Here is an 18,138-nt window from a genome sequence, read left to right on the forward strand (position 1 = left end):
AACTGTGTAATTCGAGTGTAAGAAGACAGGCCGAGGGATGCACCTCGGCCTTCTCATACCTAAATTCGTGACAGTACCGCCGCCCCGCCTGTGATTACAGCTATTCTGAGTTATGCCTGAAGACAACAGCACGCCCAATAATCCGGTGTCAGCATTGATCGACAAGCTCGTAGGGCCAGTTTACGATGACCTACTCAAACCTGCGATCCAAGAAGTCGGTAAGGGCGTGGGCGGTCTAGCTAGCTATTACATGCACGGCTGGCAAGCGCAAGGCGCTATCGCTAGAGCAAATTTGAATCTCTTGCAAGCAACATTGGAACCCAAGCTCGAAGCGATTCCGGAAGAACAGCGCATTCCAGTTGATCCCGCCATATTAGTGCCGGTTCTACAAGCTTCGTCATATGCCGCTCAGCATGAAGATATTAGGGAAATGTTTGCCAATCTTTTAGCTTCTGCCGCAAACGCCGATAAAGCCAAATCCTTCCACTCATCTTTTGTCGAAGTAGTGCGGCAGTTATCCCCTCTCGATGCTCGCATATTGCGAAGCTTCACAACCAGAATGCGTAGTTATATTCCTGCCGTTAAAATAGTAGCGCGCATAGATAACAGTGAGACAGATACTCTGCTTCATTTTACCGATCTGAATGATATGGATGAAGACTTAAAAGAAATTGAACTTGCGATAGAGAATCTATCCAGACTCGGAATTGTAAAGATATCCTATGAAAGATGGCTAATCAAAGACGAAGAATATATACCAATGATTAATCTCCTGAAATCCGCCAACGCAGAGATCGATGATGCGCGATATTCTCCACCGAGGGTTTCTGCATCTTTTACGGAAAGTGACAAGATCATTCCTGGGTTTTATCAGCCCGGCATTATTTCTCTTACACCATTTGGAGATGCTTTGAAATTAGCATGTATTTAGACTGCGGCAGCCTGCCACTTAATTAGCATGCCCGAACAACACCGAAGTAGGCAAAGCAGTCTGCTGCATCTCCTCAACGTACACATGCCGATACACGTCTAGCGTCATCACGGCACTTGCGTGCCCGAGTTGCTTGCTCAGCACTTCAATCCTCACACCAGCCCTGAGTGCCAGCGACGCATACTTGTGGCGCAGATCGTGAATCCGAATCCGAGGCACCTCAGCGGCCTTGCAGATGGCCGTCATGTGCACCTTCAGGTTGTCCGGGCTCAACGAGTCGCCTTTCAGATTCGTGAACACGAAGTCGTTCCGCTCCGCCTTGTCGCCCAGCTCATCTCGGACGGCCTGCTGCTGCTGACGCACTTGCTTGAGCAGAGTCACTACGTCTGCCGACAGGTACAGCGTCCGCCGACTCGTCTTCGTCTTCGGGCGAGTCAGCACTTTCTCCTTGCCCGCAACATGAAGCGCCTGCTCGATACGCACATGTGGTGAGTCAGCGTCCAAGAACACGTTCGACCAAGTCACCCCACACGCCTCACCGCGTCTCACACCCGTCAGCAACATGAACAAGAACACCGGACCCCATCGGTGACGTCTACAGGCCGCAGCGAAGCGCGTTGCCTCAGCTGGGTTGAGAACCAGAAGGTCCTTCACATCGTCCTTGTTCGTCGTATTCGGCTTCAACCCATGTGCAGGGTTACGAGCGATCAGCTCGTCCTTCAGAGCAAACTCGAACACGCCGTGAATCACCACATGTGTGAGTCGCAGCGTGTTCGATTCTGTGACCCCTCGCTCCTGCAACTCCGTGTAGAGCTGACGAATGTGAACTGGTCGAATGTCCTTCAGCTTGCGCGCCTTGAAGCTGTCAGAGATGTACTTCTCGGAGCTGTAGCGGTAGCCCAGCGAAGTGCGCTTGGCGCGTGACTGGTCTTTCTCGGCTAGCCACGCTGCCAACTGCTCACCGAGCGTCACACGGCTCGGCGCAATGACAAGCCCTTTCGCCTGCTCTGCGAGCTTCTGCGCCCGAGCCTGTTGTGCCTCTTTCACGGAGTCTGCTACACCGTGAAATCGATGGCCCTCGACCATGATCTGCCAACGATATTTGCCGTTCTGGAGCGGATAAATGCCAGTAGCCATGAGCCAAGGTATCGCCACCCGCTGACCAAAGTACACAGGTGTTTTCTGCGTCCTAGAGGCAAGATTTTGGTAGTGGCACCGCATTTTCTGCGATCAAAATACACAGTGTTCTGCCACTCGCTCCCGTCTCGAACACCTGCGCGATTAGCGAATGTGCGGATAAGAACTCCAGCGCCCACTTTATACTCGCACTATGGATCCGGATGCATATAGAAGTCAGCTAACATCAATGCTTACTCGTGCCGGAGGTCTACCCTATTTATTCGTGGGATCTGGAATGTCCATCAGATATCTAGGCCTAGAAAGCTGGAGCGGACTGCTACAAAAATTTGCAAGCGAATCTAGCAATGTTCTAGACTATTACAAAGTCAGAACTCAGCTAAAAGATGACGATGAGCAGATCCTGTCAATGCCTATGACGGGAACTCTTGTAGCAAGCGACTTTACCGATGTTTGGTTCAGAAGTCCAAAATATGAAGCACAAAGAGAAAAGTATCTCGGCCGTGCGGGTTTTAGAGAAGCTCCAATAAAAATTGCAATTAGTGAGTACATGTCAGAAAAAACTCTAGATGAGTCATCGCTTTCGGATGACCTAGCAACAGAAATTAACTTCCTCAAATCAGCGAGGGCACGAGGAATCATCACCACAAATTACGACACTCTCATGGAGCAGGTGTTTCCTAATTTTACCCCTTACGTCGGACAAAACGACTTGATTACTAGTCAGCTGACTTTAGTCAGAGACATTTATAAGATACACGGAAGCATCGAGGATCCAAGCTCAATAGTTCTAACTTATGAAGACTATAAGAAATTTCTTGGTATTAACAAATATTTAGTAGCCAAAATCATGACTATCTTCGTTGAGAACCCTATAATATTTTTTGGCTATAGCATTGGAGACTATAATGTTCAGGCTATCCTTTCAGATATTATGAAAATAGCCAAGGATCGCGATTTTATCACAGAAAAAATAAGAGATAAGATATTTATTTTTGAGTGGGATGAAAGCCTTACCGCCCCCGAAATATCTAAAACCTATAAAAATATTCTTGATGTTCAATTGCCAGTTAATATAGTAAGAGTACCAAATTATATCGATACGTTCCAAGTTTTATCCGAGCTGCCTGAAATTATCCCCCAAGCCGTACTAAAATACGTATTACAAAACCTTTATGAGATCAAAAGCCAAGCAAGTGGCAACGATCCCGAAAGGAAGATTGTTCTTCTTGACCAAGAAAGTTACTCCGAAGACAGTATTGACAATCTGGAGATTGTTATTGGGTTCGGAATTAAGGAAAAAATTTCTATCAATAAACGAGGCTACTCAGGGCTCGAGATCAGAGATGCATTACATGATATTATAGACGATTCGCTCATCGAACAGGGATACAAGCCAGAAGAGATACTTTCTGAATTTATAGATGATAGATTTGACTCTCTTACGTATGTTCCAATATGTAAGTATCTCCATTTATCGGGCCGTTTTGAGAAGCCAAATCCTTTTGAAGGGATTGAGGGCGTCAGAAAGATATATAATAGAATTACGCGCGAGCAAGGATACTCTCGTTACTATACTTCTGCCGCCACTGCAAGAAAAGAGAAGATGAGACTTTATCCCACCTTCTCCTCTTTTATAGCTATGCCGTATTGGATAGTGAATTTGCGCACAATTTAAGTGCATTCATTGAAGTGCATGGCGAAACAGCAATCGACTTAACCCTCTTGAAAGATTTCTACAGGTACAATCTAGCATCTGGAGATTTTGATAAACTACCAGCGGTATATAAACCGAAGCTTATATGCATGTTTGATAAGATGGCCTACGGTAGAAAGGTTTCATAGTTAATGCACCCAGGCTATCAAAAAGCAAGCTTGCTGGCACTTTTTAATAGCCTTCTGCACACCGTGTGGGGACTACTGCCGCAGGGTCACTTCGAGCTGCTGAGACTCCAAGTCGTACTCGCACAGGAACTCGGTCCTGAGCATCGCCCCGAAGCTGTTCTGGCTGTCCACCCACCCTGACCAGTCTTTGTTGCCGTTCTCGTAGGTGGTGATCGCCGCTGCGGCTTCCATCGTGCCTGGGAATTTCGCCGTTGAGGGAGATTTGAGGCGCGAGCGGACGAGGTTCTCGCACTTCACGAGCATCGTGCCGTCATCCAGTTCCTTAGCGGCACGAGCTGCCTTGGCCTGCGCTACAGCCTGTGCAGCCGCAGCGTCACGGGCTTTTCGCGCTTCTGCTGCTTTCTGCGCGGCGATCTCCTCAGCCGTGATCTGCTTCAGGTCGATCGTCACAGCTTTTTGCTGCTCAGCGTCGAATTTCACGGACTCCGAGTGATAGCCCGCTGCGCTCGCTTCGACGGTATACGTCAGATCGTTCAGCGGCAGCTTCACAGGTGACTGTGTGAACGTCTGCCCGTCCACCTTCACAGTGGCGTTGGCTGGCGTCACCGTGATAGTCACCTCGCTTTCAGGCATCAGCGCCCCGCCTATCGCCGTCACGATGAACCCGCCGACCAACAAGCCTACATGGGGACAGGGGAGACCCTGTTGCCGGACCCACTAGGCCTGAGCTTCTCCCGCCAGATGCAGCCAGGTGCTCAGCACCGAGTCCGGATTCAGGCTCACCGAGTCGATGCCCTGGTCCATCAGCCACTGGGCCAGCGCCGGGTGATCGCTGGGCCCCTGACCGCAGATGCCGATGTACTTGCCCTGTTTCTTGGCGGCGGCAATGGCCTGCGCCATCAGCGCCAGCACCGCCGGGTCCTGCTCGTCGAACAGGTCCGCCACCAGCCCCGAGTCACGGTCCAGCGCCAGCGTCAGCTGGGTCAGATCATTGCTGCCGATGGAAAAGCCGTCGAAGTGTTCCAGGAACTGCTCGGCCAGAATGGCGTTGCTGGGGATCTCGCACATCATGATGATCTTCAGTTCGTTCACGCCGCGCTTGAGGCCGTTCTTCTCCAGAATCTCCAGCACGGTTTTCGCCTCGCCCACGGTGCGGACGAAGGGAATCATTATTTGCACGTTGGTCAGGCCCATGTCGTCGCGCACGGCCCGCATGGCGTCGCACTCCAGCGCGAAGGCAGCGGCGAAGTCGGGGCTGCGGTAGCGGCTGGCCCCCCGGAAGCCGATCATCGGGTTTTCCTCGTGTGGCTCGTAGGCCGCGCCGCCGATCAGGTGGGCGTACTCGTTGCTCTTGAAGTCGCTCAGACGTACGATCACCGGTTTGGGCGCAAACGCAGCGGCGATGTTCGCCACGCCTTCCATCAGCTTGTCGCGGAAGAAGTCGCGCGGCGAGGCGTAGCCGCGGATGCGCTCCTCGATCTGGGCCTTCACGTCCTGGGGCACGTCCGGGTAATCCAGCAGGGCGCGCGGGTGGACGCCGATCACGTTCGAGCAGATGAATTCCACGCGGGCCAGCCCCACGCCCTCGTTGGGCAGCGCGGCAAACGAGAAGGCGCGGTCCGGCGAGGCCACGTTCATCATGATCTTCATCGGCACGTCGGGCATGGCGTCCAGCTCGATGCGGTGAACCTTGAAGTCGCGCTGGCCCTCGTACACGTAGCCGGTGTCGCCCTCGGCGCACGACACCGTGACGGTCTGGCCGCTTTTCAACTCGCGGGTGGCGTTGCCGCTGCCCACCACGGCGGGAATGCCCAACTCGCGGGCGATGATCGCGGCGTGGCAGGTGCGCCCGCCCCGGTTGGTCACGATGGCGCTGGCGCGTTTCATCACCGGTTCCCAGTCGGGGTCCGTCATGTCGGCCACCAGCACGTCGCCGTCCTGCACGCTGTCCATCTGCGAGATGTCGCTCACCACGCGCACGGCGCCGCTGCCCACGCGGTTGCCCACGGCGCGGCCCTCCACCAGCACGGTGCCGCCGCCGCTGATCTCGAAGCGCTCCAGCGTGCGCCCGCTGCGGCTCTGCACCGTTTCCGGGCGGGCCTGGAGGATATAGATCTGGCCGTCACGCCCGTCCTTGCCCCACTCGATGTCCATGGGGCGTTCGTAGTGCTCCTCGATGGCGACGCACTGCCGCGCCAGCTCGGTCAAGTCGGCGTCACTCAGGCAGAAGCGCTGGGCGTCTTCCGGGGACACGTCCACGCTGTCCACGCCGCCCCCCTGTATGTCAGAGGCGGCGTAGATCATCTTGCGGGCCTTGCTGCCCAGGGTGCGGCGCAGCACGGCCTGCTTGCCCGCCTTCAAGGCGGGTTTGTACACGAAGAACTCGTCAGGATTAATCGCGCCCTGTACCACCAGCTCACCCAGGCCGTAGGCCGCAGTGACCAGCACCGCGTCGCGGTAGCCGCTCTCGGTGTCGAGGGTAAAGGCCACGCCCGACACGCCCAGATCGGTGCGGACCATGCGCTGAATCCCGGCGGACAGCGCCACTTCCGCGTGCGCGAAGTCGTGGTGAACGCGGTAGCTGATGGCGCGGTCGTTGTACAGGCTGGCGAACACCAGACGGACATGGTGCAGCACGCTGTCGATGCCGCGCACATTTAGAAAGGTCTCCTGCTGCCCGGCGAAACTGGCTTCCGGCAGGTCCTCGGCAGTGGCGCTGGAGCGCACGGCCACGTCGGGGTCGGGTACGCCGGACTCGCGGGCCATGCCCTCGTAGTCGGCGCGAATGGCGTCCTCCAGCGCCCTGGGCAGCGCCGCCGCCTCCACCCAGCCGCGAATCTCCTTGCCCGCAGCCGCCAGGGCCACCACGTCGTTCACGTCCAGCGCCGAGAGGCGGGCGTTGATCTTTTCCTCAATCTTGTTCTCGGTCAGAAAGGCGCGGAAGGCGTCGGCGGTGGTGGCAAAGCCGCCCGGCACCCGCACGCCGGCCCCGGCCAGCCCGTGAATCATCTCGCCGATGGAGGCGTTCTTGCCGCCCACCACCTCCACATCGGTCATCCTTAGTGTCTGAAACGCTCTGGTCATTTGCATGGGTTTTCTCCGTTGGTGTGGGGAAGAACGTGCGGGGGAAGGCTGGATTAGTGTTGGGGAACCCCCACAGTTTAGCGGGTCGGCCAGTCCTGGGCGCAGGCTGTTCCGCTGAGGGAGACACCCGGCCACGAACGTGTCACCCTGGGGCCATGCCCACCCCACCACCGCCCACCCGCCCGGTGCTGATCGTCAGTGACCACACTGGCCTGACCGCCGACAACATTGCCCGCGCGCTTCTGTCGCACTTCCCGGGGCAGCCGCTGCGCTACGTCGCGCGGCCCTTCACGGCGGACGTGGCGGCGGCGCGGGCCGTGGCGCAGGAGGTCAGGGCGATGAGCGAGGCCGGGCAGCGCCCGATTCTCTTTACCACCGTGACCCAGCCGGAGGTGCTGGCCGAATTGCAGGCCGCCCCCGCCCGCCTGTTCGACCTGCTGACCCCCGGCATCAATGAGCTGGAGGCCGAGCTGGGGCAGACGGCGGCGCGTACAGTGGGCGGCTACCACGACATGCACGACACCGGCGCATACCTGGGCCGCATGGAGGCGCTGGATTTTGCCCTGGCCACCGACGACGGCGTGGGGGACCGGCAGTACGGGCTGGCCGACGTGATTCTGGTGGGCGTCAGCCGGGTGGGCAAGACCCCCACCAGCCTGTTTCTGGCCTTGCAGCACGGCATTCGCGCCAGCAACTACCCGCTGGCCGAGGACGATTTTGAACGCGAGAGCCTGCCTCAGCCGCTGGCGGCCCACCGCGACAAGCTTTACGGCCTGACCATCGATCCGCGAAGGTTGCACGCCATCCGCACCCAGCGCAAGGCGGGCAGCCGCTACGCCAGTCCCGAGCAGTGCGAGTTCGAGGTCCGCCGCGCCGAACGGCTGTTTCAGCGGGTGGGCCTGCCGGTGCGCGACACCACCAGCACCAGCGTCGAGGAGATCGCGGCAGGCATCCTGAGCGCGTTGCGGCGGCGCTAAAACTGGCAGCGGTTTCACCCCTTCGCCGCAGCCCTGCCCCTGACAAATGCCCGGAACCCGCTGGGCGTCAGGCCCACCGCGCCCTTGAACGCGCGGGCAAAGGCGCTGTGGTCAAAGTAGCCGCAGTCCACGGCGATCTGCGCCACCAACAGCTCGGTGCGGGCCAGCAGGGCCGTGGCGGCCTCGATGCGGGTGCGGGTGAGCAGTTGCGAGGGCGTCAGGCCGTACACCCGCCGGACCTGGCGCTCGAAGGTGCTGACGCTCAGGCCGGCGGCGCGGGCCAGGTCCGGCACGGTCAGCGGCGCGGCGTATCCGGTTTCTATCCGGGCGGTGGCGGCGGCCAGCCCCCGGGCCGAGGCGTGGGAGCGTGGCAGGTGCAGATCGCGCGACAGCCCCAGCAGGCCCGCCGGGGCGCGGGGGTCCCCCAGCGTGCGTTTGGTGGTCAGGCACCAGCCCGCCTTGCCGCCGGGATACAGGTGCAGTTCCAGGTGTTCGGTCAGGGTGCGGCCCGCCAGAACCGCCGTGTCCTGCTGGCTGTAGGCGTTCCCTAGCGACGCCGGAAAGACCTCGCTGGCGCGCAGGCCAAGGACGGCGGAGGCCGGACGGCTCAGCCGATCCAGCAGCGTGCGGTTGGCATACAGGTAGCGGCCCTGTGCATCTTTCACGAAGGTCACGGTGTCGGGCAGATAGTCCAGGACGTCCAGCAGCGCGTCCAGACCTAGCTGCCGGATCGCCTCTGGCAGTGTGCTGGGCCGTTGCGCGTTGCTGGCGGCAGGGGAGAACACGGGCATACCCCATTGTGCCGAATTCGGCAGATAGGTCCGTGAAGTTCGCCAAGACAGATGACCGGCCACGGGCGTAACGTAAGGCATGTCGCCCGCCGCCCTGTCCACGGTCACGCACCGCCTCTCCTTCGTGGATTCCCATTCGGCGGGCGAGCCGACCCGCGTGGTGCTGGGCGGCTTTCCGGAGTTGCCGGGCGAGACCCTGGCGCAGCAACGCGAGGCCCTGACGGGTGACTTTGACCGCTGGCGCACGCTGGTCAACCTGGAGCCGCGCGGCAACGACGTGCTGGTCAGTGCCCTGCTGTTGCCGCCGAAACAGCCGGACTGCGTGACGGGGGTCATCTACTTCAACAACGCCGGGCCGTTGGGCATGTGCGGGCACGGCACGATGGGCGTGGTGGCGACGCTGGCGTACCTGGGGCGCATCGGCCCTGGCGATCACCGCATCGAGACCCCGGTGGGCGTGGTGACCGCCACCCTGCACGGCGATGGCCGCGTCAGCGTGGCGAACGTGCCTGCCTTTCGGCACCTGCAGGACGTGGCTGTGACCGTGGAGGGACTGGGCGAGGTGCGCGGCGACGTGGCCTGGGGCGGCAACTGGTTCTATCTGGTGGACGTGGGTGCTCGGGCGTTGACCATGGGTGACCTCCCGGACCTGACCGACGAGACGCTGCGAATTCGTCAGGCATTGCAAGCAGCAGGCATCACCGGAAAGGACGGCGCGGAGATCGACCACATCGAACTGTTCAGCCATGCGGGCGGGGTCCAGCGCAATTTCGTGATGTGCCCGGGCGGCGCGTATGACCGCAGCCCCTGCGGCACCGGCACCAGCGCCAAGCTGGCGTGTCTGGCCGCAGATGGCAGGCTGGAACCCGGACAGATCTGGCGGCAGGAAAGCGTGATCGGCAGCGTGTTCGAGGGGCAGTATTCGCTGCACGCTGGGCAGGTGCATCCGGTCATCACCGGGCGGGCCTTCGTCACCATGCAGGGCGAACTGCTTGTTCAGCCGGGCGATCCCTTCGCCTGGGGCATCCGGCCAGGGGAGGGGTGAGCGCCCTGCACGCTGTGGTGATCGGGGGCGGCATGGTGGGCGCAGCCTGCGCGGACGCCCTGGCGCGGCAAGGCGCGCGGGTGACGGTGCTGGAGCCGGGGCCGGTGGGCGGCGGCGCGACGGCGGCGGGCATGGGCCACCTGGTGGTGATGGACGACAGTCCCGCGCAACTGGCCCTGACCGCCCATAGCCTGGAACTGTGGGAGATGCTGGCGCGGGACCTGCCCCCCCAGGCCGATCACCGCGCCTGTGGCACGCTGTGGGTGGCGAGTGACGATGAGGAACTGGCGGCAGTGGAACCCAAACGGCAGGCATATCTGGCCGCAGGTCGGGAGGCAACGCTGCTTGACGCCGCCGAACTGGCCTGCGCCGAACCCGGACTGCGCCCTGGACTGGCCGGAGCATTGCGCGTGCCGGGGGACAGCGTGGTGTATGCCCCGGTGGCCGCCCAGTTCCTGCTGACGCGCGCGGGGGCCACCGTGCGGCCCGAGAAGGTCGCGGCATTGATCGACGGGGGCGTACGGTTAGACGGCGGCGAAATCCTGCATGCCGACGTGGTGGTGGTGGCGAACGGCATCGGGGCGGCGGCACTGCTGCCCGAGCTGCCCCTGCGCCAGCGCAAGGGCCACCTGCTGATCACCGAACGCGGCGCCCCGCAGGTCAACCACCAGCTGGTCGAACTGGGCTACCTGAAAAGCGCCCACGGCGGCGACGGGGACAGCGTGGCCTTCAACGTGCAGCCGCGCCCCACCGGGCAACTGCTGGTCGGCTCCAGCCGTCAGTTCGGGCAGCCGGAGCGCAGCATCGACTGGCCGCTGCTGCGCCGGATGCTGCGCCGCGCCGCCGGGTTTCTGCCTGCGCTGGCGCAGACCTCCGCCCTGCGGGTGTGGACGGGGCAGCGCTGCGCGACACCTGATCATCTGCCGCTGGTTGGGCCGCATCCGTTTCTCAGCGGCGTGTTTCTCGCCACGGGTCACGAGGGGCTGGGCATCACCACCGCGCTGGGCACGGCGGAGCTGCTGTCGGCACACCTGTTTGGAACCCCCTCTGCATTGCTGGCCCACGACTTCACTCCAATGCGCTTTGGGCGCGTCCCGGAGGCCGTCCATGCCTGAGCTGACGCTGGAGGGGATGCGGGTCACCGCCCGGCCCGGAACCACCGTGCTGGCCGCCCTTCAGAACGCGGGCCTCTCGCCGCTGCGCTTCAGCCTCGGCGGCGAAAGTCGCGGGGCGCTGTGTGGCATGGGCAGCTGTGCCGAATGCCGCGCGGTGGTGGACGGCCTGACCGTGCGAACGTGCCTGACCCCCGTGCGGGACGGTCAGGACGTGCGCCGCCTGCTGGAGGTGAGCCGTGAAGACTGACCTGTGGGACGCCGTGGTGGTGGGCGCTGGGCCCGCCGGACTGATGTCAGCGCTCACGACGGCCCAGGGTGGCCTGGGCGTCCTGCTGCTGGACGCCCAGCCGGGTCCCGGCGGGCAGATCTGGCGCGGCGCGGCGGCGGGTCAGAAGGGGGCTGCGGGCGAGCTGCTGCGTGCGGTAGCGACCCATCCCGCCATCACCGTTCTGGGCGGCGCGGAGGTCATCGCGGCGGAGGCAGGTGGGCGGACACACACGTTGACCGTCACCTCTGCGGCGGGGCTGCGGCAGATTCACGCTTCACGAATCATTCTCGCCACCGGGGCCACCGAACGCTTCCTGCCCTTCGACGGCTGGACGCTGCCCGGCGTCGTCGGCGCGGGCGGGCTGCAGGCCATGAGCAAGGGAGGGCTGGACGTGCGCGGCCGGCGGGTGGTGGTGGCCGGATCGGGGCCGCTGCTGCTGGCGGTAGCGGCGGGCCTGCGGCACAAGGGAGCGCGGGTGCTGGCGGTGGCTGAACAGGCGGGTTTACCGGCGGTGGCCGCCTTCGGCGTGGCGGCGGCGAGGCTGCCCGGCAAATCGCGTGAGGCGCTGGCCCTCGCCGCCGGACTGCTGGGCGTGCCGTACTGGGCTGGCTGCGCCGTGGTCCGTGCCAGCGGGCAGCATGGGCTCCAGAGCGTGACCCTGCGGCGCGGACGGCGCGAGGTCACCCTGGACTGCGACTACTTGGCCGTCGGCTTCGGGCTGGTGCCAGACACCCGCGTGGCGGCGCTGCTGGGCTGCCCGCTGGACGGCGCGGGCGCGGTGCACGTCAATGCCTGGCAGGCGACGGGCGTTTCCGGCGTCTATGCCGCCGGGGAGGTCTGCGGCATCGGCGGCGTGGACGGGGCGCTGCTGGAAGGCTTCGTGGCCGGGTGCGCCGCGGGCGGTCAGATCGAGCGGCTGCACGATGCGCCGCGCCGCGCCGGGCTTCAGCGCCGCTTTCAGGCCACGCTGGAACGCTCGTTTGCGTTGCGCCCGGCCCAATTGCCCACGCCATCCCCCCGGACCATCGTCTGCCGCTGCGAGGACGTGCGGCACGGCGAGTTGCGCGGTTTCACGGACTGGACGGCGGCCAAGCTCCAGACCCGCTGCGGCATGGGCGCGTGCCAGGGCCGGGTCTGCGGCCCCGCCACCGAGACCCTGTACGGCTGGCATTTCGGGGGCGTCCGCGCCCCGCTGCTGCCGCTCCCACTGGCCCAGTTGTTGGATGAACCCACCACCCTCAGTCCACCGTGAATGCTGATCCGAGACCCCCCAGATGCGTCGCCTTCTCAACCGTAGCCCTCTCAAACAAAGGAGCCCAACCATGACCACCTCCCACCCCTTCCGCGGCGTTTTTCCCGCCATCACCACGCCCTTCAACGCCGACGGCAGCGTCGATCACGGTTTCCTGCGCGAGCACGCCCGCTGGATGATGGCCGCCGGCTGCGACGGCATGATTCCGCTGGGGTCGCTGGGCGAGACCAACACGCTGGAACTGGACGAGAAGATGGCGGTGCTGGAAACCCTGGTGGACGCGCTGGACGGCAAGCCCGTGATTCCCGGCATTGCCAGCCTCAGCACAGCAGGCGGGGTGCGGCTGGCCCAGGCAGCGCGTGACGTGGGCTGCGGCGGCCTGATGGCGCTGCCGCCCTATGTCTACACCAGCGACTGGCGCGAGATGAAGGCGCACATGGCCGCGCTGGTGGCGGCCACCGAGCTGCCCGTAATCCTCTATAACAACCCCGGCGCGTACCGCACCGACTTCCTGGCTCCGCAGATTGCCGAGCTGGCCGGAGAGCACGCCAATCTGCTGGGCGTCAAGGAGTCCAGCGGCGACGTGCGCCGCGTGACCGCGCTGCGCGCCGTGCTGCCGGAATCGGTGGACATTCTGGTGGGGCTGGACGACGCCATCGTGGAGGGCGTGGCGGCGGGGGCGACCGGCTGGGTCGCTGGCCTGATCAACGCCTACCCCGCCGAGAGCGTGCGCCTGTTCGAGCTGGCCCGTGACGGCAGGGCGAAGGAGGCGGCGGAGCTGTACCGTTGGTTCCTGCCGCTGCTGCGCCTGGACGTGGTGAACAAGTTCGTCCAGCTGATCAAGTTCGTGCAGGAGGAAACCGGTCACGGCAGCGCCCGCGTCCGCGCTCCCCGGCTGGAACTCATCGACGCCGAGAAGGCCGAGGCCCGCGCTGTCATCGAGGCCGCGTCCCGGCGTGTGCCTGCGGGGGTGGGCGCATGACCGCCCGCACCTTCCAGGCGACGAACCCGGCGACGGGGCAGCCTCTGGCCCCGGCGTTCCCGGTCACCACGCCGCAGGAAATGAAGGCACTGGTGGCGGCGGCAAAGGGTGCGGCACGCAGTTTCGCGGCCACCACGCCCACACAGCGTGCCGATTTTCTGAACGCTGCCGCGGCCGCCATTGAAGCGCGGGCCGACGCCCTCGTCGAGGCGGCAATGGGCGAGTCGGGGCTGCCCGAAGCCCGGCTGCGCGGCGAGTTGGCCCGCACCGCCAACCAGCTGCGCCTGTTCGCGGGGGTGGCGGCGGACGGCTCGTGGGTGGACGCCCGCATTGACCACGGCGACCCGGCCCGCAAGCCGCCCAAACCGGATGTCCGCAGCCTGCGCGTGCCGCTGGGCCCGGTGGCGGTCTTTGGGGCCAGCAATTTCCCGCTGGCCTTCAGCGTGGCCGGCGGCGACACGGCCTCCGCGCTGGCGGCAGGCTGCCCGGTGGTGGTCAAGGCGCATCCGGCGCACCCGGCCACCTCCGAGCTGGCGGCAGCGGCGATTCGAGAGGCGGCGGAACAGTGCGGCCTGAGTGCAGGTGTTTTCGGGATTGTCTACGAGGACGGCTATGAGCTGGGCGTGCAACTCGTCCAGCACCCCGATATTCACGCTGTCGGTTTCACTGGCTCGCGTGTGGGCGGGCTGGCGCTGGTGGCCGCCGCCCAGGCCCGCGAGGTGCCGATTCCCGTGTACGCCGAGATGAGCAGCGTCAACCCCAGCGTCTTCACGGCAGCGGCGCTGGAGGCGAACGGCGGCAGGCTGGCCGGCGGGCTGGCCGCCAGCATCAGCGGCTCGGGTGGTCAGCTGTGTACCCAGCCGGGCCTGCTGTTCGTTCTGGTGGGGGAGGCGGGGGATGCGTTTTTGAACGACGTCGCCTCCAAGTTGGACGCGACTCCAGCCTGCACGCTGCTCACAGGCGGCATCCTCAGCGCCTTCCAGAAGGGTGCGGCGGGACATCTGAAGGCGGTGGGCGTGCTGCCTCTGACCCAGGGTGCGAAGCCGGAGCGGGGCGCGCAGCCTCAGCTGCTGGGTGTGCCCATCGCGGCTTTCACCCCCGAACTGGCCGATGAGGTTTTCGGCCCCCTCAGCGTGGCGGTGCGTTATGAAAACCTGGAGGAGGTCGCGCCTGTGCTGGCCGGACTCGAAGGCCAGCTGACCGCCACCCTGCACGCCACCGACGATGAGCTCGACGGTCTGGCTGACCTGCTGCACGTCATGGGCACGCGGGCCGGGCGACTGGTCCTGAACGGCTTTCCCACGGGGGTGGAGGTGGGCCACGCCATGGTTCACGGCGGCCCCTTCCCGGCCACCAGCGACGGCGGCGGCAGCACCAGCGTCGGCAGCCGCGCCATCGAGCGCTTTAGCCGCCTGCGCGCGTATCAGGACTTTCCGGACCGCGCGCTGCCTCCCGAACTTCAGGACGCCAATCCGCACGGCCTGTGGCGGCTGGTGGACGGCGAGCGGAGGCGCTGAGGGCCGCCCGGCCTTCCTGAAGCTGCCCTGAAGTCCGGGCGGGGTGCGGCGTGGGGGAGGGAAGACCCCCCCCAGCGCCGCACCCCGCGGCCCCATTTCACACGGCGCCCGCATGGGGCTAACATGCCGCATGCGACAGACCATTCTTCTTGGCGCCCTGCTGGGGGCGGGCGGGGCTGCGGCCCAGAACTCGGCCCCCCTGTCCTCTTTCGAGGGGCAGGTGATCTACCAGGTGATGCCGGACCGGTTCTTCGACGGCAACGCGGCCAACAACGCGGGCGTCAACAAGACTGACCTGCGGGCGTGGCACGGCGGCGATCTGCCGGGCCTGACCCAGAAGCTGCCGTACATCCAGAAACTGGGCGCGACGGCAGTGTGGATGACCCCGGTGTACCAGCAGCAGGCCCAGAATTCCTTCGGCACGGCGGCGTACCACGGCTACTGGCCCGCCGACTTTCGCAAGGTGGACCCGCATTTCGGCACCCTGGCCGATTTCGGCACCTTCGTCAAGGCGGCGCAGGAGGCCGGGATGCGGGTGGTGCTTGATCAGGTCATCAACCACTACGGGTATCTGGCCCCGGCGGTCAGGGAGCAGCCCGCGTGGTTCAACGGCAAGGCCGAGTGTGACGCCGCGCGCGACAAGGACGTGGACTGTGCGCTGGCGGGCCTGCCGGACCTGAAGCAGGGCAACCTTCAGGTGCGCGAGCTCTTGCTGGGCAACGCCCGCTTCTGGCGGGACCAGGGCGTGCAGGCCTTCCGCTACGACGCGATCAAGCACGTGGACCCCATGTTCCTGGGGGACCTGCTGTCCACGGACCGGGCCGAGGGCATCTGGACGCTGGGCGAGTGGTACGACGCCGACAGCGGCACGGTGGGCGAATGGCAGCGCCGGGGCTTCGACAGCCTGTTTCTGTTCAGCCTGCAGGCCGCCATGAAGGGCAGCATCATGGCCGGGCAGGGCCTGGACCGCGTGGCCGCCGTGCTGTCGCGGCAGGCCGAGTTGCCGCGCCCCGGCGAGGTGGCACTATTCCTGGACAACCACGACGTGCCGCGTTTCGCGCAGGGCTCGCTGTTCGAGGACGTGGGACAGGCCCGCACCAAGTACGGCCTGCGTGCGCTGATGACCCTGCGCGGCGTGCCGGTGATCTGGCAGGGCACCGAGATCGCCATGCGCGGCGGCACCGACCCCGACAACCGCCGGGACATGCGCTTTGAAGCCCAGTGGACCCCGCAGGAAAAAGCGGTGTTCGACGTGGCCCAGAACGCCATCGCGGTGCGTAAAGCCAGCCCGGCCCTGAGCCGGGGGCCGCTCACGCTGCTGAAAACGCCGCCCAGCCTCGACGAGCGCCTGCTGCTGTTCACCCGTGGAGAGGCGGGGGGGAGGGTGCTGGTGGCATGGCACGGCGGTAAGGAACGGCGCAACTACTCGGTCCGGCTGGGCAGCATCGGCCTGGGTGCCGGGCCAGGGGCAGTGATTTCCACGCTGTTCGCCGGGCAGAACGCCAAGATTCGCGTCAGCAACGGCTTCTTGCATCTCAGTCTGCCGCCCGAGGACGCGGCGGCCTTTAAATTGGACTGAGGGCGGGCGGCAGGGGTATGCCCCGTCGCACGCGGACCCCTTGACCCTCCCGCTGCGTCAGCCCTTACGCTGCTGGGTATGGAGGCCAGGGGCGAGACTGCAAAACAGACCTGGACGGTAGGCGAGGTGGCGCTGCTGACCCGCCTGAGCGTCCGCACGCTGCACCACTACGACGAGATTGGGCTGCTGCGGCCCGGCGCGCGGACGGAGGCGGGCTACCGGCTGTACACGCCTGCTGACCTGGCGCGGCTGTGGCGCGTGCTGAGCTACCGCGAGCTGGGCTTCCCGCTGGCCGAGATCACCCGGCTGCTGGACGCTCCGCCGGGGGGCGAGGTGGCCGCGCTGCGGACGCAGGTGGCCCTGCTGCGAGAAAAGCAGCGCCGGACCCAGGCCACCCTGGACGCCGCCCTGACCTACCTGAGGGCCGCCGAACGCGGTGAAGGAGTTCCAACCATGACGAACGCAGAAGTAAAAGGCATCTTTGACGGCTTCGATCCTGCCGAGCACGAGGCCGAGGCCCAGGAACGCTGGGGCGACACCGACGCCTACACGCAGAGTGCCCGCCGCACCAGCCGGTACGGCAAGGCTGACTGGGAGGCGGTCAGGGCCGAGCTGAACGTCATCTATAACCGCTATCTGACCCTGATGGCTGCCGGAACACCGCCCGGTTCTGCCGAGGCCAGAGCGGTGGCTGCCGATCACCGCGCCCATATCTCTGCCCGCTATTACGACGCCTCGCCGGAGATGATGCGCGGACTGGCGCAGATGTGGGTGGCCGACGAGCGCTTCACCCGCAACATCGACAGTGCAGGTGAGGGGCTGGCGGCGTACCAGAGCGCGGCGGTGCTGGCGTGGGCAGACGAGAAGATGAACGCTCAGCCGTAAAAGCGCTGCCTGATCCCTCCTAGAGCACCCGCCGCTCCAGCCCCGCCTGTCCCCGGCCCAGTCGCCTCTCCAGGGTCCGCACCAGCCGGGTCAGGGTAAAGGTCAGCAGGAAGTACACCAGCGCCAGCACGGCGTAGACCTCGAACTGGCGGTAGGTCACCCCGGTGATGTACTTGCCCTGTGCGAACAGTTCCTGCAAGGTCACGGCGCTGGCCAGACTGCTGCCCAGAATCAGGCTGACCAATTCGTTGCCCAATGCGGGCAGCGCCACCCGCCACGCCTGCGGCAGCACCACGTAGCTCAGCGCCTGGGCGCGGCTCAACCCCAGGCTGCGGCCCGCCTCGATCTGGCCAACCGGCACGCTGCTCAGCCCGCCGCGTACGATCTCGGAGGTGTACGCCGCCGAGTACAGCCCCAGCGCCAGCACCGCCGCCGGAAAGCTGTCCAGCGTGACGCCCAGCGCGGGCAGGCCGTAATACACCACGCTCAGCAGCACGATCAGCGGAATGCCGCGCACCACCTCGACGTAGGCGTTGCCCAGCGTCCCCAGCAGCGGCACCTGAAAGACCCGGACCACGCCCAGCAGCGTGCCCAGCACCACCGATACGCCCAGCGCGCACAGGCTGACCGCCAGCGTCAGGCCCAGCCCCGACAGCAGCAGGCGGGGATAGTCGCCCGCGAGGATGGTTCTGAACCCTTCGGCAAGTTCGGCCATGCGCTCCGCAGTTTA

General features: G+C 64.3%; 16 protein-coding genes. 11 read left to right on the forward strand and 5 right to left on the reverse strand.

What is annotated here, in order from left to right; translation table 11 throughout:
• Positions 1–112: 112 nt before the first annotated feature.
• Complete coding sequence (locus IEY31_RS05840; RefSeq protein WP_188969952.1) at positions 113–931, forward strand: DUF4393 domain-containing protein; 819 nt, start codon at positions 113–115, stop codon at positions 929–931.
• Between the two features lie 18 nt (positions 932–949).
• Here the strand turns inward: IEY31_RS05840 and IEY31_RS05845 are convergent, their stop codons facing one another.
• Positions 950–2,068, reverse strand: a complete 1,119-nt coding sequence (locus IEY31_RS05845; RefSeq protein ID WP_188969953.1) for a tyrosine-type recombinase/integrase — start codon at positions 2,066–2,068, stop codon at positions 950–952.
• Between the two features lie 193 nt (positions 2,069–2,261).
• Here IEY31_RS05845 and IEY31_RS05850 point away from each other — a divergent pair, with 193 nt between their 5' ends.
• A complete protein-coding gene (locus tag IEY31_RS05850) occupies positions 2,262–3,746 on the forward strand; it encodes an SIR2 family protein (RefSeq protein ID WP_188969954.1) in 1,485 nt (494 codons plus the stop codon).
• 239 nt (positions 3,747–3,985) lie between these two features.
• Here IEY31_RS05850 and IEY31_RS05855 read toward each other — a convergent pair whose 3' ends face one another.
• The gene (locus IEY31_RS05855; protein ID WP_188969955.1) at positions 3,986–4,546 is read right to left on the reverse strand and encodes a PEGA domain-containing protein; all 561 of its coding nucleotides are present in this window, start codon (positions 4,544–4,546) and stop codon (positions 3,986–3,988) included.
• A gap of 84 nt (positions 4,547–4,630) precedes the next feature.
• Positions 4,631–7,003, reverse strand: coding sequence for a phosphoenolpyruvate synthase (gene ppsA, locus IEY31_RS05860; protein ID WP_188969956.1), 2,373 nt, complete (start codon positions 7,001–7,003; stop codon positions 4,631–4,633).
• Between the two features lie 149 nt (positions 7,004–7,152).
• Here ppsA and IEY31_RS05865 point away from each other — a divergent pair, with 149 nt between their 5' ends.
• On the forward strand, positions 7,153–7,974 hold the full coding sequence (locus IEY31_RS05865; protein WP_188969957.1) for a pyruvate, water dikinase regulatory protein: 822 nt from the start codon (positions 7,153–7,155) through the stop codon (positions 7,972–7,974).
• Between the two features lie 14 nt (positions 7,975–7,988).
• Here the strand turns inward: IEY31_RS05865 and IEY31_RS05870 are convergent, their stop codons facing one another.
• A complete protein-coding gene (locus IEY31_RS05870) occupies positions 7,989–8,765 on the reverse strand; it encodes an AraC family transcriptional regulator (RefSeq protein WP_188969958.1) in 777 nt (258 codons plus the stop codon).
• 79 nt (positions 8,766–8,844) lie between these two features.
• On the opposite strand from IEY31_RS05870, the gene IEY31_RS05875 reads away from it, so the two are divergent.
• From IEY31_RS05875 to IEY31_RS05910, 8 genes are all read left to right on the forward strand, one after another.
• A complete protein-coding gene (locus IEY31_RS05875; protein WP_188969960.1) occupies positions 8,845–9,810 on the forward strand; it encodes a proline racemase family protein in 966 nt (321 codons plus the stop codon).
• Entirely contained in the window at positions 9,807–10,925 is a 1,119-nt protein-coding gene (locus tag IEY31_RS05880) for an NAD(P)/FAD-dependent oxidoreductase (protein WP_188969962.1), read from the forward strand. Before IEY31_RS05875 ends, IEY31_RS05880 begins: the two co-directional genes overlap by 4 nt.
• Positions 10,918–11,172, forward strand: a complete 255-nt coding sequence (locus tag IEY31_RS05885) for a (2Fe-2S)-binding protein (protein ID WP_188969964.1) — start codon at positions 10,918–10,920, stop codon at positions 11,170–11,172. Before IEY31_RS05880 ends, IEY31_RS05885 begins: the two co-directional genes overlap by 8 nt.
• Positions 11,162–12,445, forward strand: a complete 1,284-nt coding sequence (locus tag IEY31_RS05890; RefSeq protein WP_229723355.1) for an FAD-dependent oxidoreductase — start codon at positions 11,162–11,164, stop codon at positions 12,443–12,445. The genes IEY31_RS05885 and IEY31_RS05890 overlap by 11 nt, the downstream gene beginning before the upstream one ends.
• Positions 12,446–12,515: 70 nt before the next feature.
• A complete protein-coding gene (locus tag IEY31_RS05895; RefSeq protein WP_188969966.1) occupies positions 12,516–13,427 on the forward strand; it encodes a dihydrodipicolinate synthase family protein in 912 nt (303 codons plus the stop codon).
• The gene (locus IEY31_RS05900) at positions 13,424–14,944 is read left to right on the forward strand and encodes an aldehyde dehydrogenase (NADP(+)) (protein ID WP_188969968.1); all 1,521 of its coding nucleotides are present in this window, start codon (positions 13,424–13,426) and stop codon (positions 14,942–14,944) included. Before IEY31_RS05895 ends, IEY31_RS05900 begins: the two co-directional genes overlap by 4 nt.
• Positions 14,945–15,074: 130 nt before the next feature.
• Entirely contained in the window at positions 15,075–16,523 is a 1,449-nt protein-coding gene (locus IEY31_RS05905; protein ID WP_188969970.1) for an alpha-amylase family glycosyl hydrolase, read from the forward strand.
• 78 nt (positions 16,524–16,601) lie between these two features.
• The gene (locus IEY31_RS05910; protein ID WP_188969972.1) at positions 16,602–17,408 is read left to right on the forward strand and encodes a MerR family transcriptional regulator; all 807 of its coding nucleotides are present in this window, start codon (positions 16,602–16,604) and stop codon (positions 17,406–17,408) included.
• Between the two features lie 19 nt (positions 17,409–17,427).
• Here IEY31_RS05910 and IEY31_RS05915 read toward each other — a convergent pair whose 3' ends face one another.
• On the reverse strand, positions 17,428–18,123 hold the full coding sequence (locus IEY31_RS05915) for an amino acid ABC transporter permease (RefSeq protein WP_188969973.1): 696 nt from the start codon (positions 18,121–18,123) through the stop codon (positions 17,428–17,430).
• Positions 18,124–18,138: the final 15 nt, after the last annotated feature.

The sequence above is a fragment of the Deinococcus aerolatus genome (genome assembly GCF_014647055.1).
In the GTDB taxonomy this organism is placed as follows: Bacteria; Deinococcota; Deinococci; order Deinococcales; family Deinococcaceae; genus Deinococcus; species Deinococcus aerolatus.